Origin of the sequence: Pseudomonas sp. S32, from assembly GCF_016648095.1 — a bacterium.
In the GTDB taxonomy this organism is placed as follows: domain Bacteria; phylum Pseudomonadota; class Gammaproteobacteria; order Pseudomonadales; family Pseudomonadaceae; genus Aquipseudomonas; species Aquipseudomonas parafulva.
This window is the reverse complement of sequence record NZ_JACVVF010000079.1, coordinates 1-11,263: the sequence shown is the minus strand read 5'-3', so window position 1 is coordinate 11,263 and position 11,263 is coordinate 1. Positions and strand designations below refer to the sequence as shown.

The window sequence follows — 11,263 nt, the reverse complement described above, 5'->3', positions numbered from 1 at the left end:
ACCGAGCGCCGCCCGCGCGGCGCATCGCGAGCTTTGCTCGCTCCTACGTTTATTTCGGGCCAATGTTGCTTGTTGCGTCAGCAGCTTCATAGGCGCTGGCACTTCAACCTCGCTGTCTATAAGATGCGATGCATTCTCATTCACCTCTGGTTTCGCCCGTGTCTCTATCCGATACCCGCAAGCTGGGTTTCTTTTTCAGTGACCACCATCGCTGGCTGTTGCAGCACGTTCGGCGCCAGTTGAGCAACCGCCCGGATGCCGAGGACACGGCAGCCGAAACCTTCTGCCAGATCATCGCCGCACGGGTGGACCCGGCGACCATCGAGCAGCCGCGTGCCTACCTGGCCACCATCGCCCGCCGGCTGATCTTCGACCGCCACCGGCGGCGCCGCCTGGAGCAAGCCTACCTGGAGCGCCTGATGCTGCTGCCAGAGGCGCTGGCGCCCTCGCCAGAAGAAACCCACCTGTTGCTCGAGGCGCTGCACGCCATCGACCACAGCCTGGCCGGGCTGCCTTTGGTGGTAAAAAAAGCCTTTTTGCTGAGCCAGCTGGATGGGCTGCCCTATGCCGAGATCAGCCGTCGGCTGGGGGTGTCCGAGCGCACGGTCGGGCGGTACATGGCCCAGGCGTTGCGCCAGTGCTACCTCAGCGGCGCACAGCCATGAGCCGCACCGCCCTTGGCCCGGCCGCCGAGCAGGCCATCGCCTGGATGGTGCGGCTGCGCTCGGGCCGCGACGAAGCCCGCCAGCAGGCCCAGTTCCGCCAGTGGCTGGCGCAGAACCCCGCCAATGCCCAGGCCTGGGAACAGTTGCAGCGGGGCATGGGCCAGCACTACGAGGTGGCTCGGCAGGCGCCCGATGCCCTGCGTGATACCCTGCTGCAGCCGTCGATTGGCCGGCGTGAGGTGTTGCGCGGTATCGGCGGGTTGGGCGTAGTGGGTGGGGCCCTGTGGTTGGGGGTACGCAGTGAAGGTCGCCGGGTGTTGACCGCCGATTTGCGCACGGGCACCGGCGAACGCCGTACCCTCATGCTGCCCGATGGCAGCCGGCTGAGCCTGAACGCAGGCACGGCCGTGGATGTGCAGTTCACGGCCGGGCAGCGCCTGTTGCACCTCTATCGCGGCGCGTTGGTCATACAGGTGGCGCCCGATGCTTCAAGGCCCTTCATCGTGCGCAGTGAGCAGGGTGATGCGCGCGCACTGGGTACGCGTTTTCTGGTCGAGCAGCAGGCTGGCGCCACCCGTGTGGTGGTGCTGGAGCATGCCGTGCGAGCATCGCTGCCAGGGGGGGCCTGGCTCGACCTCGCAGCAGGGCAGGCGGCCTTGCTCACCCGCAAGCGCATCGAGCCCCTGCAGGCTAGCCAGGCCTACCGCGCCGATTGGCTTGAGGGCCACCTCAGTGTGCTGGACGAGCCGCTGGACGCTGTCGTCGACGCCCTTCGCCCGTATCGCCCGGGTGTGATCCGCGTCAGCCCGCAGGTACGTCAGCTGCGCGTGCAGGGCGTATTCCCGCTGGATGACAGTGAGCGAACCCTGGCGGCTCTGGAGGAAACGATGCCTATCCGGGTGAGACGTTTCGGCGGGTGGGTGACGGTAATCGAAGCGCGGTAAACACGCAGGCAAAAAACCTTGCCCCTGCTCGAATGAAAATTTTTATGATTCGTGTCCGCTTTTTGGGGTTCGTCCCACCTACCTCCTGACAACAGTAAAAATTCAGGAGTCTTCACGTGTTCAAACCCTGGCCCCTTGCCCTCGCCATCACCCTGGCCACCGCGCCCGCGGCCCACGTGTGGGCGCAAGGTTCTGTGCAACAGCAGCACTTCGATCTACCGGCCGCCAGTCTGGCGCAAACCCTCAATGCCATCGCCCGCCAGGGCGGGCAGGTGATGTCCCTGGACCCGGCGCTGGTCGCCGGCAAGCAGGCGCCGGCCATACAAGGCCAGATGAGCCCGTTGCAGGCCGTGCAGCAGGCGCTTGCTGGCAGCGGCCTGCAGGCCATCGTGACCGGCAGCGGCACCTTCAGCGTGGTACCTGCGGTGGACGCGGAAGGCGCACTGGAACTCGGCGCCACCAACATCAACAGCCAGGGCCTGGGAGAGACCACCGAGTTCACAAATTCCTACACCACTGGCGCCGTGACCATCGGCAAAACCCCGCAGACGCTGCGTGAAACGCCGCAGTCCGTGACTGTGGTGACACGCAAGCTGATGGATGACAAGAACCTGGTGTCCCTTGACCAGGTGATGGCCCAGACCACCGGCATCACCCGGGCCAACCGGGGCTACGGGAACCACCATTTCAGCTCCCGCGGCTTTGACCTGACCGACGACAGCTACATGGTCGACGGCGTGGCCGGTCAGGCGTACGCCTATACCGGGTGGATGATCCCGGACATGGCGGTGTTCGACAGGGTAGAGGTGCTGCGCGGTGCTGCGGGGCTGCTGGTTGGCGCGGGTAACCCGGGCGGCGCGGTCAACCTGGTGCGCAAACGCCCTACTGCCGACCCACGTTTTACGGTCATTACCCGGGCGGGGTCGTGGGACAACTACCGCCTGGACCTGGACGCCAGCGGCAAGCTGAACCCTGAGGGCACCCTGCGTGGCCGCATGGTCGCCTCCTACGAGGACCGTGGTTACTTCACCGACGTGACCAAGTCCAAGCGCCCGTTGCTGTATGGCATCGTCGAAGGCGACCTGAGCGACGCCACCACCGTTGCGCTGGGCTTGCGTCGGCAAACCTCGCGCATCGATGGCTACAGCGTGCTGGGCCTGCCGAACAACCCGGATGCCAGCAACCCGCACCTCAAGCGCTCGACGTTCCTGGGGCAGGACTGGGCCACCCTGCAGAGCCGCACCGATGAAGTGTTCGCCGACCTCAACCACCGTTTCAATGACAACTGGACCGGCAAGCTGGCGCTCTCCCATTCCGAAAGCAGCTATAACCGCAGCGCCATCGAATGGGACGCCGAAGACACCCTGGCCTTTGGCAGCCCCACCGGCCCCAAGGTAAACGACGTCAATTATCACAAGTTCGACGTCACGGCCAATGCCGTCGACGGCCATGTGGACGGCGACTTCGAGGCCTTCGGCCTGCGCCACCAACTGTCGCTGGGGGCTAACTGGTCCAGGCGCAACATGAACGATAAAGAGGTCTCCCAGGCACTGGACAGCCCCATCCCGCTGAACGTCTACCGGCCTGACCACAACAACGTGCCCGAGCTGGCACGCCAGGGGTGGGACTACAAGGAAGACACGCTTGATACGCGCTATGGCACCTACCTGAACGCCCGCCTGCACATGACTGAAGACCTGAGCCTAGTGCTGGGTGGGCGGCTGAGCTGGTACAAGACCGAGACCTCCAGCGAAGACTCGAAAAGCACCAATGAACAGAAGCACGAGTTCACGCCCTTCGTGGGTGCTATCTACGACCTGAACGACAAATGGTCGCTGTATGCCAGCTATGCGGACATCTTCATGCCCCAGGCCAGCTCCCGTACCGTCGACGGCAAGATGCTGGACCCGTCCGTGGGCTCCAACTACGAGACTGGCATCAAAGGCGAGCTGCTCGACAAACGCCTGAACGTGTCTTTTGCAGTGTTCTACATCGAGCAAGAAAAAGTCGCCGCACGGGACTATGCCAACGATGGCAAGTGCGCAGGTGACATCGCTGGCCGCTGTTTCATCAACAGCGATGGCATCAGCCGCAGCAAAGGCTTCGAGGCCGAAGCCACGGGCGAGCTGCTGCCTGGCCTGCAGGTGGCTGCCGGTTATACCTACAACACCACGCAGTCGGAGAGCGGCGGCCCGATCTCGGGGCAAACGCCCAAGCACATGCTGCGGCTGAACACCAACTACACCCTGCCAGGGGAGTGGAGCCGCTTCAGCATCGGCGGTGGCGTGTCTGCCCAATCCCACTATTACGATCCGCCGATCGAAGTCAGCAACAGCGGCCGCGCCATTTTCGATGCCCGGGCCGCCTACAAGCTGGACCCGCACTGGACGGTGGGCGTGGACGTGGAGAACCTGCTGGACCGCAAGTACTTCGACTCTACCGGTTACTGGACGCGCGGCACTACCTACGGCACACCGCGAAGCTACATGCTGACCTTGCGAGGCGACTTCTGAGCCGGTGACCTTGATGGGCAAACGCGGTGAAGGCGCCCTGGAAATGAAAAAACCCTTGAGGCGCTGACCTCAAGGGTTTCAGGTGTTGCACAGGGCGTGCTTACACGTTGAAGCGGAAGTGCATCACGTCACCGTCCTTGACGATGTAGTCCTTGCCTTCCAGGCGCCATTTACCGGCTTCCTTGGCACCGCTTTCACCCTTGAACTGGATGAAGTCGTCGTAGGCAACCACTTCGGCGCGGATGAAGCCTTTTTCGAAGTCGGTGTGAATCACGCCAGCAGCCTGGGGGGCAGTAGCGCCGACGCGAACGGTCCAAGCACGTACTTCCTGCACACCGGCAGTGAAGTAGGTTTGCAGGTTCAGCAGCTCGTAGCCGGCGCGGATCACGCGGTTCAGCCCAGGCTCTTCCAGGCCAAGGGCCTCCAGGAACATGTCCTTTTCTTCGCCGTCGTCCAGCTCGGCGATTTCAGCTTCGATCTTGTTGCACACCGGCACCACGACCGCGCCTTCTTCTTCGGCGATGGCGCGCACCACGTCCAGGTGCGGGTTGTTGTCGAAGCCGTCTTCAGCCACGTTGGCGATGTACATCACCGGCTTGCTCGTGAGCAGGTGGAAGCCACGGATGACGGCTTTCTCGTCGTCAGCCATGTTCTTCATCAGGCTGCGGGCAGGCTTGCCTTCGGTGAAGTGCGGGATCAGCTGTTCAAGGATTGCCTTTTGCGCCAGGGCTTCCTTGTCGCCGCCCTTGGCATTGCGGGCCACTTTCTGCAGCTGTTTCTCGCAGCTGTCGAGGTCGGCGAAGATCAGTTCGAGGTCGATGATCTCGATGTCACGCTTGGGGTCGACGCTGTTGGAAACGTGAATCACGTTTTCGTCTTCGAAGCAGCGCACCACGTGGGCAATAGCGTCGGTTTCGCGGATGTTGGCCAGGAACTTGTTGCCCAGGCCTTCACCTTTGGAGGCGCCGGCGACCAGGCCCGCAATGTCGACGAACTCCATGGTGGTCGGCAGGATGCGGTTGGGCTTGACGATTTCCGCCAGTGCATTCAGGCGCGCATCGGGCATCGGCACGATGCCGCTGTTCGGCTCGATGGTGCAGAAGGGGAAGTTCTCCGCCGCGATGCCAGACTTGGTCAGGGCGTTGAACAGGGTGGACTTGCCGACGTTGGGCAGGCCGACGATGCCGCAATTGAAACCCATGGGTATTCCCCTCTCTAAAGGAAATCAGGCCTTCTGGCTGTGCAGCTCGCGCATGGCCTTGGCGAAGTCGCCGGCCAGCACGTCCGGCAGCACGCCGAGGGCAAAATCGATGCTGGCGTCGAGCTTCTCCTGCTCGGCGCGCGGCGCGCGGCCCAGGACGAAGTTGGAAACCAGTTTGGCGTCACCCGGGTGGCCGATGCCAAGCCGCAGGCGGTGGAAGTCGTTCTGGTTGCCGAGCTGCGCGATGATGTCGCGCAGGCCGTTATGCCCGCCATGGCCACCGCCGCGCTTGAGCTTGGCAACGCCGGGAGGCAGGTCGAGTTCGTCATGCGCCACCAGGATGGCCTCCGGTTTGATCCGGAAGAAATTGGCCAATGCCGCCACGGACTGGCCGCTGCGGTTCATGTAGGTGGTGGGGATGAGCAGGCGAACATCGTTGCCCTGATGGCTGAACTTAGCCGTCAGGCCGAAATATTTTTTGTCAGCGGCGAGCGAAACACGCTGGGCGCTGGCAATGCGTTCTACGAAAAGAGCCCCTGCGTTATGCCGGGTCTGTTCGTATTCGGGGCCGGGGTTACCCAGGCCGACGATCAACTGGATGGCGGTCACGTCAGGGGCTCTTCCTTGGAGTTGTTGGGTTACAGGGCGCGCGGCACTGTAACCCGATCAACACCGGCGTGCGAGTGGATTACTCAGCAGCGCCTTCTTCTTCAGCTTCAGCGGAAACGCGCGGGGCGTGAACGTTGGCAACTGCTTTGTCATCACCGTGGGCCAGAGCAACGAACTCTACGCCTTTCGGAGCTTTCAGGTCCGACAGGTGGATGATGGTGCCGATTTCGGCGTTGGCCAGGTCCACTTCGATGAACTCAGGCAGGTCCTTCGCTTCGCAGGAAACTTCCAGCTCGGACTCAACGTGCGAAACTTCGCCGCCTTTCTTGACCGGGGCTTCTTCGTTGATGAAGTGAACCGGTACCTTGGCGGTCAGTTTCTGGCCAGCCACAACGCGGATGAAGTCGGCGTGCATGATGAACTGCTTGGCCGGGTGGCGCTGCATCGCCTTGATGATGACGTTTTGCTTGGTGCCATCAACGTTCAGTTCGATAACGTGGCTGAAGGCAGCTTCGTTTTCGAACAGTTTGGCGATTTCCTTGGCCACGATGGTCAGGGATTGAGCTTCTTTACCACCACCGTAAACAACGGCTGGGATGCTGGCGGAGTGACGCAGGCGGCGGCTCGCACCTTTCCCCAGGTCAGTACGCGCTTGGGCGTTCAGAGTGAAATCAGTCATTTTGTTTCTCCAAAATAGCCCCCCGAGGGCGTTTGCGACCAGCGCCAACGGGGATGGCAAAAAAGCCCCGCCCCAGCAAAAGTGCTGGGGCGGGGCGCTTTTCGTCAGCGTGCGTTCCGCTTAGCGGAACATTGCGCTGATCGATTCTTCGTTGCTGATGCGGCGTACCGCTTCAGCCACAACCGGTGCGATATCCAGCTGGCGGATACGGTCACAGGCCTGAGCAGCGGCGGACAGCGGAACGGTGTTTGTCACCACCAGCTCGTCCAGTACCGACTTCTCGATGTTCTCGATCGCACGGCCCGACAGGACAGGGTGCGTGCAGTAGGCGTAAACCTTGGCAGCACCGTGTTCTTTCAGGGCTTTGGCCGCGTGGCACAGGGTGCCGGCGGTGTCGACCATGTCGTCTACCAGGATGCAGGTGCGCCCTTCGACGTCGCCGATGATGTGCATCACTTCGGAGTGATTGGCCTTTTCACGGCGTTTGTCGATGATACCCAGATCGACACCCAGGGACTTGGCGACGGCACGTGCGCGCACGACACCACCGATGTCCGGGGAAACGATCATCAGGTTCTCGAAACGCTGGTCTTCGATATCATCGACCAGTACGGGCGAGCCGTAGATGTTGTCGACCGGGATATCGAAGAAACCCTGGATCTGGTCAGCGTGCAGGTCGACGGTGAGTACACGGTCGATACCCACGACAGTGAGCATGTCAGCGACGACTTTGGCGCTGATGGCTACACGTGCCGAACGCGGACGGCGGTCCTGGCGGGCGTATCCGAAGTAGGGAATCACGGCGGTGATTCGGGAGGCTGAGGAGCGGCGGAAGGCGTCGGCCATCACTACCAGTTCCATCAGGTTATCGTTGGTCGGTGCGCAGGTCGGCTGAATAATGAAAACGTCTTTACCGCGGACATTTTCATTGATCTCAGTGCTGATCTCGCCGTCGGAGAATTTACCGACAGAGACGTCACCGAGAGGGATATGCAGCTGACGTACCACACGTCGAGCCAGATCGGGGTTGGCGTTCCCCGTAAAGACCATCATCTTGGACACGCGCAGTACCTGAAGGCTGAGGGTATACCTGGATGAGTATAAGGAAAATGGCAGGGGCGGCTGGATTCGAACCAACGCATGGCAGGATCAAAACCTGCTGCCTTACCGCTTGGCGACGCCCCTGTATCTGTTGCTGCGAACGCTTATGCGCTCGACTTCTTGACCAGACTTTGCAGCTTGCGATGCAACATCGAAATATTGCTTCCTTTCGCCACAAACCCTGTTTGGGTCGCTGAAAGAAGGGCCAGAACTTTATCAGCTTCGGCTTTGCTTGGGAAGGCCCCAAACACACAACTTCCAGTGCCGGTAAGTCGAGCCTCTGTGAATTTGCCCAGTGAATTCAGCGCGTTGCGAACTTCCGGGTAATTCTGCTCTACCACCGGTTGGCAGTCATTTCGACTGTTTCCCTCGGGAACGGGGCGCATCTTAAGGGGGAGAGAATCACGTGTCAACTGTGGATGCGAAAAAATTTCTGCTGTGCTGACAGACACTTGCGGCACAAGCACGACGTACCAGGGCTGCTCCGGGTCGACCGGGGTCAGTTGCTCGCCCACGCCTTGGGCGAACGCTGCATGGCCGCGTACGAACACCGGTACGTCGGCGCCCAGCGAGAGGCCCAGGGCAGCCAGGCGGTCTTCGCTCCAGCCCAGTTGCCACAGGTGGTCAAGGCCCAGCAGGGTGGTGGCGGCATCCGAGCTGCCGCCACCGATGCCGCCACCCATGGGCAGCACCTTGTTCAGCCAGATGTCGGCGCCCAGCGCGGTGCCTGACTGCGCCTGCAACTGGCGGGCGGCACGCACGATGAGGTTGCTGTCGTGCGGTACCGATGTGATGTCTGTGTGCAGGCGGATAATGCCGTCGTCACGCAGGGCAAAGCTCAGCTCATCGCCGTGCTCCAGGAACTGGAACACGGTTTCAAGCTCGTGGTAGCCATCATCGCGGCGGCCAATGATGTGCAGCCACAGGTTGAGCTTGGCCGGGGCAGGCAGTGTCAGCGTGGGCATGAACTCAGTGCCCCAGCTGGCGCGGTTGCCAGTCCTTGACCACCAGGGTCACGTCCAGGTCCTTGCCGTGCAGCTTCAGGCGTTCGGGCAGCCAGTAGCCGTTCTGTTCGGCGTAGCTCAGGTACTCGACCTGCCAGCCGTCCTGCTCCAGGCCGGCCAGGCGGCTGTCGCCGTCTAGGGTGAGCTTGCTCTTGCTGTCGGGGGCGGGCAGCCCGCGTACCCACCACACCAGGTGCGATACCGGCAGTTTCCAGCCCAGCTGCTCTTCCAGCAGGGCTTCGGGGCTGGTGGCTTCATAGCGGCCCTGGTTGGCCACTTCGAGCACCACGCCGCCCGGGCGACCGGTCAGGCGTGCGGCGCCGCGGCCCAATGGGCCGGCCAGGCGAATGTCGTAGTAGTCCTGACGCTGCAGCCAGAACAGGGTGCCGCTGCCGGAGTCGCGTGGGGCGCGGATGCCTACCTTACCATTGATCTGCCAGCCGTCGAGCTGGGTCAGCTGTTCTTTATGGGCCCGCCACTGTTGCGGGTCGCCTTGGCCCTGCAGGGCCTCGCGGCTACCGAAACCGGCGCAGCCTGCCAGCAGGGCGATGAGGGAGAAGGTAATGAAATGGCGCAATATCATGGTCTAGAGAGTCTCGGATCCGGTCAGGCGCAAAAGGGTCTTGCGCAGAATGGGGCTGTCGGCCTGTGCTTCGAAGCCCTTGGCCCACACCTGGCGGGCCTCGCGGCGTTTGCCATTGGCCCAGAGCACTTCACCCAGGTGGGCAGCCACTTCATGGTCGGGGAAGCTGGCAAACGCCTGGCGCAGGTAGGCTTCGGCCTGGTCCAGGTTACCCAGGCGGTAATTCACCCAGCCCAGGCTGTCGAGCACAGCGGGGTCGTCCGGGGTCAGCTGGTGGGCCTTGTCGATCAGCTGGCGGGCCTCGGCATAACGGGTGGTGCGGTCAGCCAGGGTATAGCCCAGGGCATTCAGGGCCATGGCGTTTTCCGGCTCACGGGCAATGATGGCGCGCAGGTCCTTTTCCATCTGGGCCAGGTCGTCGCGCTTTTCTGCCAGCATGGCGCGGGTGTACAGCAGGTTGAGGTCGTCGGGGTAGCGCTGGATGGCCTGCTGCAGCACCTGGTTGGCCTGGGCGTCCTTGTTGTTGTTGCTGTAGCTTTCCGATTCGATCAGGTACAGCTGAATGGCCTGCTCGGGCTGGGCCTCGCGGGCCTCGGCCAGCAGGCGCGACGCTTCGGTGCCACGGCCGTTGGCGATCAGGATATCGGCCTGGCGCAATTGGGCCGCCAGGTAGTCGGGGCCTGGGCCTACCAGGGCATACTCGCGCAGGGCGCCGGCAGGGTCGTGCCGCTCTTCGCGAATGCGGCCCAGGTTCAGGTGCGCCGCATCGGTGTTGCTGTCGCGCTCGACCAGTTCCTGCAGGTAACTCTCGGCCTCGTCCCAGTCTTTGTTCTCGAGGCAGACCAGGGCCAGGGAATAGCGCAGCTCGTCGTCCTCGGGGTACTGCTGGACCAGGCTGAGGAATTCTCCCTTGGCGTCGGCGATGCGGTCCTGCTCCACCAGGGTGCGGGCATAGGTCAGGCGCAGGCGCTTGTCATCGGGGTTGTCGCGGATGGCCTTGCGCAGCAACGGCAGGGCCTCGGGGCCACGGTCCAGGGCCTGCAGCAGCCGCGCGCGCAGCAGTATGGGTGCGATTTCACCGTTTTGTGGCGGGTGCGATTCGAGCAGGTCCAGGGCTTGTTCGGCCTTGCCGTCCTGGTTCAGCAGCAAGGCCTTGCCGAAGATCAGCTGGCTGTTGTCGGGGTATTTGGCCAGTAGCCGCTCGAAGCTGTGCAGCAGGCCATCGCGGGTGCTCTGGTCGGTTTCGGCAGCAGACAAGGCCAGGAAGTCGAAATGGGTATCGCCTTGGCCCTGCAGCACCTTCTCCATATAGGCCATGGCGTCATCGTAACGGCCGGCGCGGGCCAGCTGGATGGCGGCGGCGCGTTGGGCGTCGAGGTTCTGCGGGTCGTTGCGGGCCCACACCAGGGCGTTGTCCAGGGCGGGTTCGTCGGCGCCCAGGTATTCGGCGATGCGGTAGGCCCGTTCGGAAACGCCAGGGTCCTGGGTTTTCGCGGCCTGGTCGGTGTAGTTGGCCAGGGCGATATCGAAGCGGTTGCGTTGGCCGGCCAATTCGGCCACCAGCAGGCTATAGAGTGTGTCCTGCGTGAACGACCCATACACCGTGGGCTTTTCGGCCTCGCGCTTGCCGGTTTCGGCGGCGGGGGGCTCGGCCTTTTGCGGGGCCAGGCTCTGGCAGCCCTGGAGCAGGGCGAAGGCAAGCAGCAATGCGTAAGGTCTGTTCATAGAGGGCATATAGATGGAGACTCACCGGCGGTCGGAGCATGATGACACAAGCGCGGTGGCAAACCCACCGGCCTGGGGTATCAAGCCAGGCTTCGCCTAAGAAGACCACGCATGCCGCATGGGGTTCGAACCAGGCTGCCACAGGGTAGTGTCGTCATCGCCTGCGCTTGCGCTTTTGCTTTTGTTTTTTGCTTCTAAGCGCGCGAAAGCCCAGGCGACGCAGATTGCGACTTCAGGAG

Annotated in this window: 10 protein-coding genes and 1 tRNA gene; 3 read left to right on the top strand and 8 right to left on the bottom strand. The window is 62.7% G+C overall.

Annotated elements, in window-relative coordinates; all coding sequences use genetic code 11:
• The first annotated feature begins 158 nt into the window (after window positions 1-158).
• The 3 genes from IAE38_RS23055 to IAE38_RS23045 all read left to right on the top strand — a co-directional run bounded on the left by IAE38_RS23055 (window position 159) and on the right by IAE38_RS23045 (window position 4,122).
• Window positions 159-665: a sigma-70 family RNA polymerase sigma factor gene (locus IAE38_RS23055; protein ID WP_442968334.1), complete on the top strand. Its 507-nt coding sequence runs from the start codon at window positions 159-161 to the stop codon at window positions 663-665.
• Complete coding sequence (locus IAE38_RS23050) at window positions 662-1,609, top strand: FecR domain-containing protein (protein WP_201219469.1); 948 nt, start codon at window positions 662-664, stop codon at window positions 1,607-1,609. The genes IAE38_RS23055 and IAE38_RS23050 overlap by 4 nt, the downstream gene beginning before the upstream one ends.
• Before the next feature lie 116 nt (window positions 1,610-1,725).
• Window positions 1,726-4,122 (top strand): TonB-dependent siderophore receptor, encoded by a 2,397-nt coding sequence (locus tag IAE38_RS23045; RefSeq protein WP_201219467.1) that lies wholly within the window; start codon window positions 1,726-1,728, stop codon window positions 4,120-4,122.
• A 100-nt stretch (window positions 4,123-4,222) separates the two neighbouring features.
• Here the strand turns inward: IAE38_RS23045 and ychF are convergent, their stop codons facing one another.
• The 8 genes from ychF to IAE38_RS23005 form a co-directional block, all read right to left on the bottom strand.
• Window positions 4,223-5,323, bottom strand: coding sequence for a redox-regulated ATPase YchF (ychF, locus tag IAE38_RS23040; RefSeq protein WP_201219465.1), 1,101 nt, complete (start codon window positions 5,321-5,323; stop codon window positions 4,223-4,225).
• A gap of 24 nt (window positions 5,324-5,347) precedes the next feature.
• Window positions 5,348-5,932, bottom strand: coding sequence for an aminoacyl-tRNA hydrolase (gene pth, locus IAE38_RS23035; RefSeq protein WP_028631692.1), 585 nt, complete (start codon window positions 5,930-5,932; stop codon window positions 5,348-5,350).
• Window positions 5,933-6,011: 79 nt separating this feature from the next.
• On the bottom strand, window positions 6,012-6,611 hold the full coding sequence (locus tag IAE38_RS23030; RefSeq protein WP_028631691.1) for a 50S ribosomal protein L25/general stress protein Ctc: 600 nt from the start codon (window positions 6,609-6,611) through the stop codon (window positions 6,012-6,014).
• Window positions 6,612-6,731: 120 nt separating this feature from the next.
• Entirely contained in the window at window positions 6,732-7,673 is a 942-nt protein-coding gene (locus IAE38_RS23025; protein ID WP_003247410.1) for a ribose-phosphate pyrophosphokinase, read from the bottom strand.
• Between the two features lie 48 nt (window positions 7,674-7,721).
• Window positions 7,722-7,796, bottom strand: a tRNA-Gln gene (locus IAE38_RS23020).
• A 20-nt stretch (window positions 7,797-7,816) separates the two neighbouring features.
• Window positions 7,817-8,677: a 4-(cytidine 5'-diphospho)-2-C-methyl-D-erythritol kinase gene (gene ispE, locus IAE38_RS23015; RefSeq protein WP_201165643.1), complete on the bottom strand. Its 861-nt coding sequence runs from the start codon at window positions 8,675-8,677 to the stop codon at window positions 7,817-7,819.
• 4 nt (window positions 8,678-8,681) lie between these two features.
• Window positions 8,682-9,299 (bottom strand): lipoprotein insertase outer membrane protein LolB, encoded by a 618-nt coding sequence (gene lolB, locus IAE38_RS23010; protein ID WP_201219463.1) that lies wholly within the window; start codon window positions 9,297-9,299, stop codon window positions 8,682-8,684.
• A 3-nt stretch (window positions 9,300-9,302) separates the two neighbouring features.
• Entirely contained in the window at window positions 9,303-11,024 is a 1,722-nt protein-coding gene (locus IAE38_RS23005) for a tetratricopeptide repeat protein (RefSeq protein ID WP_201219461.1), read from the bottom strand.
• Between the last annotated feature and the right edge of the window lie 239 nt (window positions 11,025-11,263).

What these genes read in the sequence shown, in the direction of transcription:
- IAE38_RS23030 (WP_028631691.1), bottom strand. Translation starts at nt 6,611, where the DNA reads ATGACTGATTTCACTCTGAACGCCCAAGCGCGTACTGACCTGGGGAAA.
- ispE (WP_201165643.1), bottom strand. Translation starts at nt 8,677, where the DNA reads ATGCCCACGCTGACACTGCCTGCCCCGGCCAAGCTCAACCTGTGGCTG.
- lolB (WP_201219463.1), bottom strand. Translation starts at nt 9,299, where the DNA reads ATGATATTGCGCCATTTCATTACCTTCTCCCTCATCGCCCTGCTGGCA.
- ychF (WP_201219465.1), bottom strand. Translation starts at nt 5,323, where the DNA reads ATGGGTTTCAATTGCGGCATCGTCGGCCTGCCCAACGTCGGCAAGTCC.
- IAE38_RS23005 (WP_201219461.1), bottom strand. Translation starts at nt 11,024, where the DNA reads ATGAACAGACCTTACGCATTGCTGCTTGCCTTCGCCCTGCTCCAGGGC.
- IAE38_RS23050 (WP_201219469.1), top strand. Translation starts at nt 662, where the DNA reads ATGAGCCGCACCGCCCTTGGCCCGGCCGCCGAGCAGGCCATCGCCTGG.